This is a genomic window from Pseudomonas syringae group sp. 26L6 (assembly GCF_032587815.1).
Taxonomy (GTDB): domain Bacteria; phylum Pseudomonadota; class Gammaproteobacteria; order Pseudomonadales; family Pseudomonadaceae; genus Aquipseudomonas; species Aquipseudomonas amygdali.
The window spans coordinates 1-16,102 of sequence record NZ_JAWHPJ010000012.1 but is presented as its reverse complement, the minus strand read 5'-3'; the positions used below and the strand labels follow the sequence as shown (position 1 = coordinate 16,102).

General features: G+C 58.0%; 12 protein-coding genes and 2 tRNA genes. 5 read left to right on the top strand and 9 right to left on the bottom strand.

Features of this window, described 5'->3' with window-relative positions; genetic code table 11:
* The first annotated feature begins 34 nt into the window (after positions 1 to 34).
* Positions 35 to 120: transfer RNA gene (locus RYA97_RS06470), tRNA-Leu, on the top strand.
* Between the two features lie 375 nt (positions 121 to 495).
* Positions 496 to 993: a hypothetical protein gene (locus tag RYA97_RS06465; protein WP_232829566.1), complete on the top strand. Its 498-nt coding sequence runs from the start codon at positions 496 to 498 to the stop codon at positions 991 to 993.
* A 231-nt stretch (positions 994 to 1,224) separates the two neighbouring features.
* On the opposite strand, the gene RYA97_RS06460 is transcribed toward RYA97_RS06465, so the two are convergent.
* From RYA97_RS06460 to RYA97_RS06445, 4 genes are all read right to left on the bottom strand, one after another.
* Positions 1,225 to 1,899: a lytic polysaccharide monooxygenase auxiliary activity family 9 protein gene (locus RYA97_RS06460; RefSeq protein WP_117139899.1), complete on the bottom strand. Its 675-nt coding sequence runs from the start codon at positions 1,897 to 1,899 to the stop codon at positions 1,225 to 1,227.
* Positions 1,900 to 2,067: 168 nt separating this feature from the next.
* On the bottom strand, positions 2,068 to 2,454 hold the full coding sequence (locus tag RYA97_RS06455) for a VOC family protein (RefSeq protein WP_117139900.1): 387 nt from the start codon (positions 2,452 to 2,454) through the stop codon (positions 2,068 to 2,070).
* Position 2,455: 1 nt separating this feature from the next.
* Complete coding sequence (locus RYA97_RS06450) at positions 2,456 to 3,469, bottom strand: isopenicillin N synthase family dioxygenase (RefSeq protein WP_117139901.1); 1,014 nt, start codon at positions 3,467 to 3,469, stop codon at positions 2,456 to 2,458.
* 212 nt (positions 3,470 to 3,681) lie between these two features.
* Positions 3,682 to 4,335 carry an isochorismatase family cysteine hydrolase gene (locus tag RYA97_RS06445; protein WP_117139908.1) on the bottom strand — a complete coding sequence of 218 codons (654 nt, stop codon included), beginning with the start codon at positions 4,333 to 4,335 and terminating at the stop codon, positions 3,682 to 3,684.
* A 193-nt stretch (positions 4,336 to 4,528) separates the two neighbouring features.
* On the opposite strand from RYA97_RS06445, the gene RYA97_RS06440 reads away from it, so the two are divergent.
* Complete coding sequence (locus RYA97_RS06440; RefSeq protein ID WP_004665266.1) at positions 4,529 to 4,906, top strand: YceK/YidQ family lipoprotein; 378 nt, start codon at positions 4,529 to 4,531, stop codon at positions 4,904 to 4,906.
* 86 nt (positions 4,907 to 4,992) lie between these two features.
* Here the strand turns inward: RYA97_RS06440 and RYA97_RS06435 are convergent.
* The 5 genes from RYA97_RS06435 to RYA97_RS06415 all read right to left on the bottom strand — a co-directional run bounded on the left by RYA97_RS06435 (position 4,993) and on the right by RYA97_RS06415 (position 12,881).
* A tRNA-Cys gene (locus RYA97_RS06435) sits at positions 4,993 to 5,066 on the bottom strand.
* Between the two features lie 200 nt (positions 5,067 to 5,266).
* Positions 5,267 to 7,006, bottom strand: a complete 1,740-nt coding sequence (locus RYA97_RS06430) for a tannase/feruloyl esterase family alpha/beta hydrolase (RefSeq protein WP_117139902.1) — start codon at positions 7,004 to 7,006, stop codon at positions 5,267 to 5,269.
* Between the two features lie 114 nt (positions 7,007 to 7,120).
* The gene (locus tag RYA97_RS06425; RefSeq protein ID WP_046834935.1) at positions 7,121 to 8,530 is read right to left on the bottom strand and encodes an efflux transporter outer membrane subunit; all 1,410 of its coding nucleotides are present in this window, start codon (positions 8,528 to 8,530) and stop codon (positions 7,121 to 7,123) included.
* A complete protein-coding gene (locus RYA97_RS06420; RefSeq protein WP_005746458.1) occupies positions 8,530 to 11,676 on the bottom strand; it encodes an efflux RND transporter permease subunit in 3,147 nt (1,048 codons plus the stop codon). The genes RYA97_RS06425 and RYA97_RS06420 overlap by 1 nt, the downstream gene beginning before the upstream one ends.
* Positions 11,677 to 11,678: 2 nt before the next feature.
* A complete protein-coding gene (locus tag RYA97_RS06415) occupies positions 11,679 to 12,881 on the bottom strand; it encodes an efflux RND transporter periplasmic adaptor subunit (protein ID WP_117139903.1) in 1,203 nt (400 codons plus the stop codon).
* A gap of 144 nt (positions 12,882 to 13,025) precedes the next feature.
* On the opposite strand from RYA97_RS06415, the gene baeS reads away from it, so the two are divergent.
* Both baeS and RYA97_RS06405 read left to right on the top strand, forming a co-directional pair.
* A complete protein-coding gene (gene baeS, locus RYA97_RS06410) occupies positions 13,026 to 14,417 on the top strand; it encodes a sensor histidine kinase efflux regulator BaeS (protein ID WP_058409464.1) in 1,392 nt (463 codons plus the stop codon).
* A complete protein-coding gene (locus tag RYA97_RS06405) occupies positions 14,414 to 15,088 on the top strand; it encodes a response regulator (protein WP_041924791.1) in 675 nt (224 codons plus the stop codon). The genes baeS and RYA97_RS06405 overlap by 4 nt, the downstream gene beginning before the upstream one ends.
* Positions 15,089 to 16,102 lie beyond the last annotated feature (1,014 nt).

Sequence of the window (16,102 nt, the reverse complement as noted above, 5' to 3'; positions counted from 1 at the left end):
CCGGGTGTATATATTCCCTGCTCTTGGCGCTACCGCCCCGATGGCGAAATTGGTAGACGCAAGGGACTTAAAATCCCTCGTCCTTTGGACGTGCCGGTTCGACCCCGGCTCGGGGCACCACATACATATCAAGGGCTTACGGGGCATTTTGCTCAGTAGGCCCTTTTTGTTTTGGTCCGCAAAAACAGTCGTGGTCCGCAATTCCAAAAAACTCTTTCTCCGGCGTCCTGCTGACGAACACCACTCCCCAAATCTGAAGCACTCAAGCACTGCACGCCCTCACCGCGATTAGGGGTCACTCCACGCACGTCAAGTACACCAAAAAAGGTCAACGCCACCGTGGTTCCATTCAGCGAGATTTCGAGGCAATAGCAGATACCAGGCGCGGTCATGTAGATCCCGGCTCTAATGTCTATTTTTCTCTGAATACTCTTGTGCAGATTCGATCGACAACAAATGCCATCGCGATCATCCAGCCGACGAAAAATACTGTCCGTGTGCCGTGATCTATTCCAGGTATCTCAAACCCAAGCCACGCACCTGCAAACATCAGAGGCAAAAACAAAACAAGGGCAAGCAATCGTTCTAAAAGCCTGTTCACACTTGAAACTCCACATAAAAAGCGTGAGTCAGTTTAAGCCTCTTCATGTTGCCAGAGCCCAAGGCGCTGACTTCTCGCCCTCGGAAATATGCAAGGCTACCCTTTCAGTTGAAATGGGTCGTAAAACCAAAACCATGAAGACGGTTCAGCAAAGTCCACCTGAGATAGCCTATCGACGGGACGATGGCGACCGTTTCAGGTATCGCTGCAAACTGGAGGATGAGAGAGTCATTTGGAGAACATTCCTGAGTGATACCGGCGAACGGGGTCGCTGGCGTCAGCGTTATTCCTCCGAAGGGGATGCGATGACAACCTACAGCGTCTCGAATGGTAAGCTGACGATCATGAACGACCAGGCAGACACTGAAACATTCAGGAAAAGTTATTTTTGATCAGTAGATGCATATGCCAAAGAAGCCCAACTGTAGGGCCGAGCCTCTTTGTCGTCAAACCCTCCTGCACCGCAACTACAAAATAAGAACGGGCAATTGGATCGCTGGGGCTTGCTGCGCAGTCTTCACGTCTGTCGCTGCACTCCAGTAACCTGAACACCCAGGATGCAAGACGGAACCCGAGCCTGGGAGCACCCTGCGGTTAAACCGCAGACCTTGCAGAATGCCGATTTACTCACCAAAGTCGACATCAAATGCTTGGTAAAACGCCATCGGCGACTCTGCAACAATCCAGAGCAGAAGAATGCAATGGTGACCCTTTTTGCCCTCCGGCAACACTGCCGAATCTATTATTGCCGGCTCAAGCTCACCGCGGTGTTTGTTAAAAGGCTGAAGAAGGGAAATTTTTTCGTCAAAAGGGTTCTCTTGAAAGTGATTGCGCGTCAATCGGGTGCTCTCGTCCCATCCATCTTTGGTAATGAACCAACGATAACCACGCGTCACATGAGTCGCTTCATACCTCCAGGTTACGTCAAACGTACTCCCACTTTTCACGCTCAGGCGAGGCCAGCCTTCAGTGTTAAGGATGCCCTTCTTTTTCAGTGCCTCAGTGAGCTCTGTATCGGTGTAATTCAAACAGTCGCGCTCATCAATCCAGCCTGCACTCATTATCAGTCCATCTACTGGCGGGGCAGCACTATCAACATCGCCATCTGGATACTCGTCTCTGCGAGGAAAATCGTGTGCAGGGCCTTCTAATTTATCAGGGAAGTTTTTGCCGCTTTCTACTCCGTGCAGATGCCACTCCAGTACCATGCCCTGATCCATGGCATACGAGCCCCGCGATGCAGGCTCGATAACCCTGCCGTGTCTGGGTTGCTTACTATCAGATTCACTCATTTCCATATCCCCAATTCTTGAATCAGGCATGCCTTGCCTGTTGCACAATTGAAGACCTGCTTCCATGGGCCGGATAGCTAGCAGTACAGCCAGTAGATTTTTCTGTGAAAACCTGAAACGTTAGGGCTGGTGAACTGCCCAACCCGCCACCGTTGTTGTACGCGCCCGCAGCACTTAAAGCATGAAGTTAATCCGAAATATATTCCCCTCGGGGTCCAGCAAAACCGCCTGATACCAATGGTAATACGTCAGATACGGCGCCTTGATCAATCGCGCACCCAGCGCCACTGCCTGAGGCACCAACCTGTCCACCTCGGATTGCTCATCGACATCAATGTTGAGGAGAAACCGGCAACCGGTGCTACCAATAAACTCATCCAGCCCCAACAATTCGTAGGCATCGAGTGCATTGAAACCGATGCAGGATTTGCCTGTGTCCAGCCCACGAAAAATAGGCGACCTGATGGCCTCGATTTCACTGAAGCCGAACAGCTTCGAGTAAAAACCGCTTAAACCGATGATGTCCTGCGCGAACACGTTGACGTATGAAAGTGTGCTCATATCAGGCCACCTTGCTGCCGCCGAAGGTCGTCTGTTTGACGAACTTGGCCAGCAAGTGATCGCCCGAAGTCACCGGCGCGTGCCGTGGTGTGGTGCCAGGCGGCAGGCAACCGGGCAGGCACTCGATAAAGGTGTCGTAGTTGGGTTGATGGAAGAACACCAGTGACTGCCGACGGTTGTCCTGCTCACTGCTAATGGGCGGGTTGACCACGCGGTGCAGGGTGGAAATCCACTGGTCGTTGGTCCACTGCATCATCAGGTCGCCGATGTTGACCACAAAACCGTTCTCGACATAGGGCACATCGACCCATTCGCCTTGCTGATTACGTACCTGCAAGCCGCCCAGTGCATTATCAGGGCGCACGATGGTCAGGCTGCCGTAGTCGGTATGCGCACTGGCGCGCAACTGGCCGGCTTCGACTTCGGTCTTGATGTCCGGGTAACTCAGGCTGCGGAACATACTGATATGCCGGTCGATTCTGTCATCAAAAAAGCACTCGTCCAGCTCCAATGCCAGGGCAAACAGGCGCATCAACGATTGCGCCAGTTCACTCATCGCCTCGAAATAAGCTTGATACGCCTCTTTGAACCCAGGCAACAACGCTTCAGCAGGCCAGACATTCGGCGCGAAATGCGAACCTGCTTCGGCGTTGTGGTAATAATCTTCATTCGGCACGTTGCTTGGCCCGATGGAGAAGGATTCCTTCAGATCTCCCGGCGCACTTTCTTCCAGAGAATATGAAAGGCTCTCCTCGGCTATCGCGCTGTACCCACGCACCATCTCCGGGCTGGGACGATCAACCTTGCGTTTTTCCGCCAGCGGCAAATCAAAGAACTGGCGGGTCAAACCGGAGACCTTATCAATAAGTTCTTTGGGAATCTGGTGCTCGGTGATTACCAGAAACCCAATGTCCTTACACGCTTGATTGACTGCCTGCGCCACGGCTGCCTTGCCGTCCGGTTCTCCTGAAAAATAAGGGGCCAGGTTGATAATGGGCACATAGTGCAGAGTCATACGGCTGCTTCCTCTCGCTGACACGGTGCGGGAAAGTTTCACCGGCAAGGGTGAAGGTCAGCGAGACGAGAGCAGAAAGCATGCCACTGCAAGAATTCACAATTCATACAAACAGTTAGCCGTATCGACCGTTCAAGCCAGATCAAACGGTCTGAAACGGAACGCATGGTTTGAATGCGCACAGATGAAAAACGGCCCAGAACTGCGCACATTTATCTCCCGTGCGGATACGCACTTTCAATACGCCGGATGACCTCGGCGGTCGTGGTGACCTCTCCGAACTCATAGGCAATCGTCGTCAGCGATATACGCTGAACCTCCTCGGCTGAAACAGCACCGAACCCTACATCCGGGTAGTCCATTGCAGCATTGGCGTCACTCAGGGCGATAACCTTGTATTCCCGGTGCACGCCGTCCCTGATCGTGGTTTCACAACACACGTTGGTGACCGTACCGCAGACAATGATCGTGTCGACATCCCGCGCGCGCAGCACCGTGTCCAGGTCCGTGTTGTGAAAGCCGCTGTAGAACAGCTTGTCGACAATCACATCACCCGACTGGGGCGCGAGCGCTTCGATAACCTCAACGTCCGGATCATGCCGTGCCAGTATATGATCCACATTCGGGTACAAATCGCGCATGCGCCCGGTGTCCGAACCATCGCCGCGCACGATATGGCGCAGATAAACCACCGTCACCTGAGCAGCTCGTGCGGCCTGCAGCAGCTTCTGGATCGGCTGGACGATATCCGCCGTACTTTTTACGTACAACGCTCCAGTGGGCTCACAAAAGACTTTTTGCATGTCTACGACGATGACCGCCGTTCTGCGCGGGTTGATCGGCCATCGGACAAGGGGTTTGCTCATCGGGTTTACCTCGGCTATGCCTGACAGGCTGGTTGGGCATGGCAAGCAATAATCGTGCTGCATGTGACAGATCAATTCCCGGCGAAACAACCATCCATTGAACACCCACGGCGATCATACAACACCGACGGGCATGTGCCTCGCGCGCTAGCTCTGCCGTCCCAATTGCATTGAAAACACAAGGAACGTAGTCATGAAGCCAGGTTTCGTAACGCAAAAAGAGTCGTGTGTACCTCATCTGAAAATTCAGTGCCTTCTATTGCTCACGCTTGCTTTGACGGGATGCGGAACAATCAACACAACGTTCAGGCCCGATTCCGTCGCAGGTGAAAAGCTCACTGACTGGAAATCAAATTGCTCCTCCATTCCGCGCGTTTACAGCGGAGTTATGCTCGATTTCTGTGAACTGAACGCAGAACCCAAACAGAGTAGCGCTTATCAGAAGACCAATGCTCCCGAGTGGGTTTTACTGGACATGGGCTTATCAGGCATCGTAGATACATTGCTCCTGCCTTACACGATTTATCAGCAAAACCAATACGGCTATATCAACGCAAGCCGCTTTAAATAGCGGCTGAGCTCGGTTTTCGGACCCCATCACTTTCATCGCGCCCAATAAAAAACCCCGCAGACGTTAATCTGCGGGGTTTTGAATAGTGGAGGCCGAGGTCGGAATCGAACCGGCGTAGGCGGATTTGCAATCCGCTGCATAACCATTTTGCTACTCGGCCTCAAACGAAAGATGCTTCACTTAAACATCAAACGTATTTTCATTTCGCGGGAAACCGGTATTTCTTTGGCTTCCAACCCATTGAATCTAAAGGGTTTTTTTCAATTCCTCGTTCAGGAATGGACGCAATTCTGTACTGGTTCGCATGTCATGTCAAGAACGAGGAGAAAATAATTCGCTCACTACGCGCAGGTGTAACAGCTAATCAACCTGACGCTCCAGAGGCGCATACGGTTTGAAGAAGCCTGCCCCCATCCAGTGCGGTGTTTTTTCCGTGGTCAATGGCTGGGCGCGCTGGTAGCTGTTCGCGTTTTTCGAATAGCCTTTGTGGTCGTACTCGGCCATGAACGGGTACGGGAAGACCTTGCGGGTACGCCCGCGATTACCGACGTTTTCATTGACCATCGATGCTGGCAGGGCTTTTGGCAGCGGTCTCTGCCGGTTGCCAGCCTTCTCGGGGCCTGCCTGTCGGGCGACGATCGCATCCGGTGCCTGGCTTTTTTCAACCCAGGCCATGATCGGCGTCAGCAGATCAACCAGGCTTGGCCCTTCCCCGCCGCCGCAGTGATAAACACCGGGCAACATATATAGCCGTGAGAACGCCTCGGTGCGTGTCTTGCCCATCTGTGCTTCGACCGCCTCGTGGTACGCCAGGGTGTTGAGCGGCGAGATGTTCGGGTCGGCCCAGCCGTGCCAGAGAATCAGCTTGCCGCCGCGGCTGGCGAATGGTGACAGGTCCGGGTTGGTGGCATCGTATAGCGCATGAAGCGGGCGTAGTTGATCAAAGGTTTTCTTGTCGAAGTTCAGTGCGTTCAGATCGAAATCCGCGCTCGGGTTCTTTTCGAACACCACATTGCGAATGGCCTCCAGTGCAGCCGTTTCGCTGTAGACGGGCTGATCGGCGCTGACCGGCACGAATACGCCCGCCCAGGCCAGTTCCGAGCCAGGCTGCGGCCCGCCCAAGGTCAAATGTTCGCCACTGACAGGGTCTTTCGGCCCCTCGTAAAAACGTCTGACAGCAGCCACTTCTTCTGCGCTCAGGCAATTGGCAGTGTCGGCTGCTGTCTTGCATTGCAGTACGGCGGGGTCGAAGTGGCAGACGCGTGGGTCGGATACAAGGCCATCGATTTGCCCGTCCAGCACATCACATTGGGCGAGTACGGCCTTGTGCAGCAGTGGCAGTCTGGACGCGAGGAGAATCGGCTTGCCGTCTGCCCCTCGGTTGGAGCGGGCCATCCAGCCGTGGTACAGCATTTTCTGTACCTGAAAGTTGAGCGCAGGAGCCCCGGCGATGATGCCGTCGAAATCGTCCGGGTAACGCTGGGCCTCGATCAGGGCCTCGCGGCCGCCGTCCGAGCAGCCACTGAAGTAGGCGTATTCGGCTTTGCGGCCATAAAACGCAGTGATCAGTTTCTTCGACGCCAGCGCGGTGAGGTGCACGCCACGGTGAGCGAAATCGGCGCGTTTTTGCGGGTCGTCGCCAAAATGGTTATCTGCCGCCTGATGCCCCATGTCGGTGGAGGCTACTGCAAATGCACCGGTATCAAGCGGCTTACAGCCATCAGCGGCGCGTACGGTCGAGTTGATGTTGCCACACAGCCCACCGCAGCCGACTTGCAGGTAGCGTTGTGCCCAGGTGCCGGTAGGCAGTTCAAGCCTGAAGTTTATCTGCGGTGCCAATCGGCCTTCCACGGCACACACTGCTACATCGTTGCGCATTGATTCACTGGCCGATAGCACACGACTGCCCTGCCCGCCGATATCGTTGAGGTCCACGCCGGTCAGCGCAGAGCACGCGCTGACCGGCTTGACCACCGCAAGCTGGGCAATGTTGTCGGCAGTTGCAGAGGACGGCGTACGAGCCTGGGCTGGCGTCTGAATGATAAGTGAAGTGACCAGCAGCGACAGAGCGCGGACGTACTTCGGCTGGGAGGGTTTCATGAGAACTCCTGTTCATGAAGGATCAAAACCACAGTGCGAGCACCTAAATGACCGCACTGCAGGTAAGGGTAAAACGTTTAAGCGAGGCAATTATTCAAAGGCTAGTAGAAAAAGTCATCCCGGATTCCATCCGCCGCCCATGACCTTGTAGAGCGTTACCCGGTTGCTCTGCTCGGTAAGGCGAAGGGAAATCAGCTCCTGCTCGGCACTGTACAGCGAGCGCTGGGACTCAAGTGCCTCCAGATAACTCTGCGACCCGCCGCGATACAGGGCATCGGCCAGTTCGTAGCTCTTGCGACTGGCATCGGTATAGGCCTGTTGTGCAGCCACCCGCTCGTCCAGCGTGCTGCGCACCGCCAGTGCATCGGCCACTTCTTTGAACGCAGTCTGAATCGTCTGCTGATAGGTCTGGATCTGAATCTGGTTTTCCACCTTGGCCGAGTCAAGCGTGGCCTGATTGGACCCGCCATCGAAAATCGGCACGCTGATGCTCGGCGCAAAGCTCCATGAGCCGCTCCCGGACGTGAACAGACCTGACAGGCTGGTACTGGCAGAGCCTGCATTGGCGGTGAGGGTGATGCTGGGGAAGAACGCGGCACGCGCTGCGCCAATGTCGATGTTCGCTGCTTTGAGGCTGTGTTCGGCGCTCAGCACATCCGGACGACGTTGCAGCAGGCTGGAGGGCAATTCGTCCGGCACCTGCACCAGTTGCGCCACGGATGGCACGTCGGCAGTGGGCAGAAGCTCCTCCGGCAGATCGCTGCCCACCAGCAGGCGCAGGGCGTTGCGGTCCTGAAGAATCTGGCTTTTATACTGCGCCACATCGCCCCTCGCCGACTCTACCGTGGTTTGCGCCTGAGCCACTTCCAGGCCGGAAGAGCCGCCCAGAGCATGGCTGCTTCTGGTCAGGTCGTAGCTTTGCTGCTGGCTGGCCAGCGTATCTTCAGCCAGTTTCAAAAGCTGGTTGTCGGCAGCCAGGGTGAGCCAGCCGGTCGCGACTTCGGCAATCAGGCTGATCTGCGTGCTGCGCCGGGTTTCGGTCAAGGCCAGGTAATCCTCGAGCGCTTCGTCCTGAAGGTTCTGGATACGCCCGAACACATCCAGTTCATAGCTGCTCAAACCCAGTTGCGCGCTGTACTCATGGCTGATCGACGACTTTCCGGTCATTGAGGTCGATGACGGCGTGCGTGTATGCGTGCCGCTACCACTGGCATCAATGGTCGGCAGGCTCGCTGCACGCTCGATACGGTATTGAGCCTGGGCTTTCTCGACATTCAGGCTGGCCAGGCGCAGATCACGGTTATTCACCAACGCCAGGGTTTGCAGACGTACCAAACGCTTGTCGGTGAAAAAGTTCTGCCAGTCGATATCCGTGGGCACGCTGCCTGACGCGACAGGTTGGCCCGCCGTCGCCGGCAGCCATTGGCTCGATACAGGCGCTTCGGGGCGTTGATAATCTGGAGCCAGGTTGACGCAGCCTGTGAGCAGCGCCGAGAAAGCCAGCGAAGGCCAGAAAAGACGCATCATGCTTCACCTGTAGATGTGGATTGGGCAACCGGAGCATTGCCTGCAGAACGACTGAAGCGGCGACGGACTTCGACGAAGAACAGCGGCACCAGAAAAATACCCAGCACGGTGGCGCTGAACATACCGCCCAGCACGCCAGTGCCGATTGCATTGCGCCCAGCCGAGCCTGCGCCGGTGCTGAGGGCCAGCGGCAGCACACCGAACATGAACGCCAGCGAAGTCATCAGAATCGGACGCAGTCGTTGCCGGGCGGCAAGAAGGGTCGCTTCATGCAGGCTTTTGCCCTGTTCCTGAAGATGTTTGGCGAACTCGACGATCAGAATCGCGTTTTTCGCCGCCAGGCCCACGGTGGTCAGCAAGCCCACCTGAAAGTACACGTCATTGCTCAAACCGCTGAGCCGTGTCGCCAGAACCGCGCCGACAACGCCCAGAGGCACCACGAGCATGACCGAAAACGGTACTGACCAGCTTTCATACAAGGCCGCCAGGCAGAGGAACACAAACAGCACTGAAACCGCGTAGAGCATGGGTGCCTGAGAGCCGGACAAACGCAGCTGGTAGGACTGTCCGGTCCACTCGTAACCAATGCCTTCGGGAAGCTGCTTGATGATCGTTTCAACGGCATCCATTGCCGTGCCCGAGCTGACACCCGGCGCAGGATCACCCACCACTTCAAGCGACGAATTGCCGTTGTAGCGTTCCAGCAACGGCGAGCCATAGCTCCAGCTGCTGCGGGCAAACGACGAGAACGGGACCATTTCGTCATTGCTGTTGCGCACGAACCAGTGGTTCAGATCGGCTGATTGCATGCGCGAAGCAGCCTCGCCCTGCACGTAGACTTTCTTCACTCGCCCCTGATTGAGGAAGTCATTGATGTAGCTGCCACCCAGCGCAGTGGACAGGGTCGAATTGATGTCGCTGGTAGACAGGCTCAGCGCACCGGCCTTGCGGTCATCGATGGTCACTTTTAACTGTGGGGTGTCGTCCAGGCCGTTGCTGCGTACGCCCAGCAAGCTCGGGTCCTTCTTCGCCAGCTCGATAAACTGCTCGCGTGCCGCGACCAGCGCCTCATGCCCCACGCCGCCAAGGTCCTTGAGCTGCACATCAAACCCCGAACTCTGCCCCAGCCCGCGCACCGCAGGCGGTTGCATGACAAACACGCTGGCGTCGCCAATGCTTGACAGCGCCAGCGTTGCCCGCTGAGCCACCTGCGCTGCGCCCTGCCCCTTGCCGGAACGCTCGCTCCAGTCCTTGAGCTTGATGAACGCCCTGGCAGTGTTCTGGCTGTTACCGCCCATCCCCAGCCCGGAGATACTGATCAGTGCCTCGACCTCCGGCTGCTTGAGCATGTAGGTTTCGAACTGCCTCATAACCGCTTGCGTACGGCTGTCGGTAGCGCCTACCGGCAGCTGGATCTGCGCCATCAGCGCGCCCTGGTCCTCATCCGGCAAAAACGATGTGGGCAGGCTGACATAACCCACCGCCATGGCCACCAGCACCAGCACGTACACCAGCAGAGCCCGCCCGCGATGGTTGATCACACCGCTTACGCCTCGCTGGTAACGGTCGGCGCTGCGGTCGAAGGAACGGTTGAACCAGCCGAAAAAGCCGCCCCGTTGTGCATGCAACTGAGCGTCCGAGGCTTTGAGCATCGTCGCGCACAACGCTGGCGTCAGGGTCATTGCAACCAGTACAGAGAGCAGCATGGCCGAAACGATAGTCACCGAAAACTGCCGGTAGATAATCCCGGTGGAGCCGCTGAAAAAGGCCATCGGGATGAATACGGCGCTCAGCACCAGCGCGATGCCGATCAGCGCACTGGTAATTTCATCCATCGATTTGCGGGTCGCCTCCAGCGGGCTCAGTTGCTCTTCGCTCATGACCCGCTCGACGTTTTCCACCACCACAATCGCATCGTCGACCAGCAGGCCGATGGCCAGGACCATGGCAAACATGGTCAGGGTATTGATCGAATAACCAAACAGCGCCAGCACGCCGAACGTGCCCAGCAGCACCACCGGTACGGTAATCGCCGGAATCAGCGTGGCGCGCAGGTTCTGCATGAACAGAAACATGATCAGCACCACCAGTACGATTGCCTCACCCAGCGACTTCACCACTTCTTTGATCGACAGGCTCACGAACGGTGTCGTGTCATAGGCAATCACCGTCTTCAGTTGCATCTGCGTAGGGTAGAACGGTTCCAGTTCCTTGAGTTTGGCCTTGATCGCTTCGCCAACGCTCAGCGCGTTTGCGCCTGACGCCAGTTGAATGCCCATTGCCGCCGCAGGCCTGCCATTGAGCGCCGAATTGATGTCGTAGCTCTCGCTGCCCAGTTCCACCCGCGCCACATCGCGCAGGAGCACAACAGCACCGTCGCTGGAAGATTTGACGACCACGTTTTCGAATTGCTCAGGCGTCTGCAGCTTGCTGCGGGCGCTGATGGTCGCGTTCAGTTGCTGGCCGGTCACCGCAGGCAAGGCGCCCAACTGGCCTGCCGAGACTTCGGTGTTCTGCGCCTCCAGCGCCGAGCTGATGTCGGAGGGCATCAGTGCGTACTTTTCCAGCCTGGCCGGGTCCAGCCAGATACGCATGGCGTAACCCGAACCCAGAGTCTGCACGTCGCCGACGCCATTCACACGGCTGAGTTGGTCGAGCAGCGTGCTGGAAATGTAATCACCTATCTGCGTACCCGTGACACTTTCGTTATCGGATGCCAGGGCAACCAGCATCAGAAAATCGGAACTGCCCTTGGTCACCGTCAAACCTTCACTCTGCACGCTTTGCGGCAAACGTGATTCAGCCTGTTGCAGCTTGTTCTGCACCTGCATCTGCGCCACATCAGGGTCGGTGCCTGCGGCGAAGGTCAGGTTGATGCTCGCACTGCCCGCAGAGCTGCTGGAGGCGGACATATAAGTCAGCCGGTCCAGCCCCTTCATCTGCTGCTCGATGACCTGGGTAACCGAGTCTTCGACGGTCTTGGCCGATGCGCCAGTGTAGGTGGCCGAGATCTTTACCGTCGGTGGCGCGATATTGGGGTATTGCTCAAGCGGCAGCTGGCTGATGGACAACCCGCCGGCGAACATGATGCAAATGGCAATGACCCAGGCGAAGATGGGACGATCAATGAAGAAACGAGCCATGTTCAGCGCTCCTTCACGTCAGCGGCAGCGACAGTGCCGCTCGGCGATGGCGAATTCGAGCTGTCGGCGTTCTGAACACTGACTTCGGTGCCCACCGGCGTTTTCTGCCCGCCCTCGACCACCACCTGCTCATTGGCCTTGAGCCCGCTGCTCACCCACCACTGGTTGCCCACTGTGCGGTCGACACTGATCACCCGCTGCTCGATCTTGCCGTCGACCACCAGTAACACGGTGGTCTGGCCGCTGGCACTGCGGCTGACGGCCTTTTGCGGAATCAGGATCGCGTTGTGATCCTGCGCCTGCTCCAGCACCGCTACCACGTACATGCCCGGCAGCAACAGCCGCTCGGGGTTGGCAAAGCTGGCACGCAGCGTCACGGTGCCGGTGCCTTCATTGACGCTGACGCCACTGAATTGTAGGCGGCCGTCGTGGTTATAAGTGCTGCCGTCATCCAGCTTAAGGGTGATTCGGGCTTGCCCATCGCCGTTGGTTTGCAGCTTGCCACTGGCCAGGTCGCGCTTGAGACGCAGCAACTCGGTGGTGGACTGCGTGACATCGACGTAAATCGGGTCCAGTTGCTGAACCGTGGTCAGCGCCGTGTCCTGCTGGGCCACCACCAATGCACCGGGGGTGACGGTCGAGGTCTCGATACGGCCACTGATGGGCGCGGTAATACGTGTGTAAGCCAGGTTGATGCGCGCGGTCTGCACATCGGCCTCCGCCACTTTTACCTCCGCCGCAGCGGTCAACAGACTGGCCTCGGCGTCTTCTTTATCCTGCTGGCTGATGGCATCTATCTTTGCCAGTCCAATATCTCGCCTGGCGGTCGCCTGCGCCGATTTGAGCGTGGCACGGGACTTGGCGAGCGTGGCCTGTGACTCCGCCAGCGCAGCCTGGTAGGTCGCACTGTCGAGCTCATACAAAGGCTGGCCGGCCTTGACGTCAGCACCCTCGACGAACAGCCGCTGCTGAACGATGCCACTGACCTGCGGCCGTATCTCGGCGACCATGAACGCTTGAGTGCGCCCCGCCAGCTCGGTGGTCAGCGCCTGGCTGCGTGGCTGGACAGTGATGACCGACACGCTTGGTTTTGGCGCAGCGGGCGGCGGATCATCCGCCGAACAACCGCTCAGAAGACTGATAAGGGCTGCGTAGATGACAAAGGTCACCGTCATCAGGTATTTGGCGAAAATCTTGCTCGACATGTTTGCCTCAGGACGTTGTGGCGAAAGCCTGATGTCAGAGTGCGAGGCAAATGTGCAGGAAAATTGAAGATTGCTGCGCCGACTTGAAACTTGCGGTCACGAAGGCCTAAATGGACGCCGTCTTCAGGGAAAACCCGAGCTTTCATGAAATCGAGCATCTCCACCAAATTATTTGTCGCGGTACTGGCCAGCGTGCTGTCAGTGATCCTGATCATGGGTCTGACTGCGAACTGGAGTTTTGCCCGTGGCTTTCTGGGTTATCTCAACGAGCAGGCCATGCAGCGTATGTCGCCGGTCCTGCCGCGGCTGGCCGTGGCCTATGCTCGCGAAGGCAGTTGGGAGTTCATGCGTGACAACAAGGATCGCTGGTTTGAGGTGATGCGCCCGGAGCCCGCACAGGACTTCGCCATTCCAGGACTGGCAACACCCCCCACTTCCGATCTGACTGGTGCAGTGTTTCGAATCGCCCTGCTGGATGCGCAGAAGAACCTGGTAATGGGGTTTCCGGGCGTGCATGACGATGAGTTCATGCGCCCGGTGGAAGTCGCCGGCAAAATCGTGGGCTGGCTGGCCGTCACACCCTTTCAGAGCGTCAGTGAAGCGGGTGGCGAGCGCTTTCAGCAGTACCAGCTGCGCGCCAGCCTGGCGATGGGTGTGCTGTCGCTGCTGCTGGCCGTGCTGATTGCCTGGTGGATTGCCCGCACGCTGCTCGACCCGGTCAAGCGTGTGGCCGCTGCAACCCATCGGCTCGCCGCCGGGGAATACAGCAGCCGCGTGGCGGTTTCCTCCAATGACGAGGTCGGTCAACTGGCGCGCGACTTCAACCAGCTGGCGTACACCCTGGAGCGCAATGAGAAGATGCGCCGCGAATTCATGGCCGACGTGTCCCATGAGCTGCGCACCCCACTGTCGGTACTGCGTGGCGAACTGGAAGCCATCGAGGATGGCGTGCGCACCCTGGATCAGGCATCGATGAAGTCGCTACAGGGTGAAGTCGGCATGCTCAGCAAGTTGGTGGATGATCTCTACGAATTGTCCCTGGCGGATGTGGGCGCCCTGACCTACCGCAAGGTCGACTGTGACCTGGCAGAGCTGCTGACAAACATCACTGAAATGTTCGAGGAGCGTTGCGCCGCGCGTCAATTGAGTTTGCAGCTGGAACTTGCGACTCACCCCTTGTCGGTACACGCAGACCCAGGCCGCCTGCAACAGTTGATCAGCAACCTGCTGGAAAACTCGGTGCGCTACACCGATGCCGGTGGCACGGTGCAGGTTCGCGCAGCCATGCGCGATGATGAAGTGTGTATCGAAGTCATGGATTCCGGCCCCGGCGTCGATCCAGCACAATTGCCCAGGCTGTTCGAACGCTTCTATCGCGGTGAAACATCGCGTAACCGCGCCAGCGGCGGTGCGGGTCTGGGGCTGGCGATCTGTCACAGCATTGCCCTCGCCCACGGCGGCAGCCTCAGCGCCGACCATTCGCCCACAGGCGGCCTCTGGCTGACCCTGTGCCTGCCTGGACGGCTGCGACCATGACCACCGAAACGCCGATTCTCATTGTCGAAGACGAACCCAAACTGGCATCGCTGATGCGCGACTACCTAATCGCTGCCGGTTATTCGACCCATTGCCTGAGCAACGGTCTGGAGGTAGTGCCAGCAGTCAGAGCCCAGCCGCCGCAACTGATCCTGCTGGATATCATGCTGCCAGGTCGCGATGGCATGGACATCTGCAGGGAGCTGCGCAGTTTCAGCGCCGTGCCCATTGTCATGATCACCGCGCGGGTCGAGGAAATCGATCGTTTGCTGGGCCTGGACCTCGGTGCGGATGACTACATCTGCAAACCGTTCAGCCCGCGTGAGATGGTAGCCCGCGTCAAGGCAATACTGCGTCGTACTTCCTCAACCGACCCGCACACGCCCAAGGGTTTGCAGGTGGACGAAGCGCATTATCAAGCCTCGTTCAATGGTGTCAGCCTGGACCTGACCCCGGTTGAGCTGCGTCTGCTGGCCACTTTCGCCCGCTCACCGGGCCGGGTCTTTTCCCGAGACCATCTGCTGGACCGGCTCTACTCGGATCATCGCGTAGTAACCGACCGCACGGTGGACAGCCACATCCGCAACCTGCGTCGCAAACTGGAGCAGGCCTGTCCTGGTCAGGACCCGATCCAGTCGCTTTACGGCGTGGGCTACAAGCTCGAGCTTTGACCGTCACAGCGTTGAGCACACGTCATCATCCATGCCGTTCCAAGCACCCAACATCGGACGCGGAGCGTCTAGAACGGCATGCGACGCAGAGCGCCGCACGATAGTTACGATGATCGTTCCGCACGCTCCAGCGTGGGAATGCCGTTCGTGACGCTCCGCGTCACAAATCTGCGCCGCGCCGCAACCTCAAGACCGGACGCAGAGCGTCCAGAACTGCATGCGACGCGGAGCGCCGCACGATAGTTGGGATTATCGTTCCGCACGCTCCAGCGTGGGAATGCCGTTCGTGACGCTCCGCGTCACAAATCTGCGCCGCGCTGCAACCTCAAGACCGGACGCAGAGCGTCCAGAACTGCATGCGACGCGGAGCGCCGCACGATAGTCGGGATTATCGTTCCGCACGCTCCAGCGTGGGAATGCCGTTCGTGACGCTCCGCGTCACAGATCTGCACCGCGCCGCAACCTCAAGACCGGACGCAGAGCGTCCAGAACTGCATGCGACGCGGAGCGCCGCACGATAGTCGGGATTATCGTTCCGCACGCTCCAGCGTGGGAATGCCGTTCGTGACGCTCCGCGTCACAGATCTGCGCCGCGCCGCAACCTCAAGACCGGACGCAGAGCGTCCAGAACGGCATGCGACGCAGAGCGACGCACGATAGTCGGGATTATCGTTCCGCACGCTCCAGCGTGGGAATGCCGTTCGTGACGCTCCGCGTCACAGATTTGCGCCGCGCCGCAACCTCAAGACCGGACGCAGAGCGTCCAGAACTGCATGCGACGCGGAGCGCCGCACGATAGTCGGGATTATCGTTCCGCACGCTCCAGCGTGGGAATGCCGTTCGTGACGCTCCGCGTCACAGATTTGCGCCGCGCCGCAACCTCAAGACCGGACGCAGAGCGTCCAGAACTGCATGCGACGCGGAGCGCCGCACGATAGTCGGGATTATCGTTCCGCACGCTCCAGCGTGGGAATGCCGTTCGTGACGCTCCGCGTCACAGATTTGCGCCGCGCC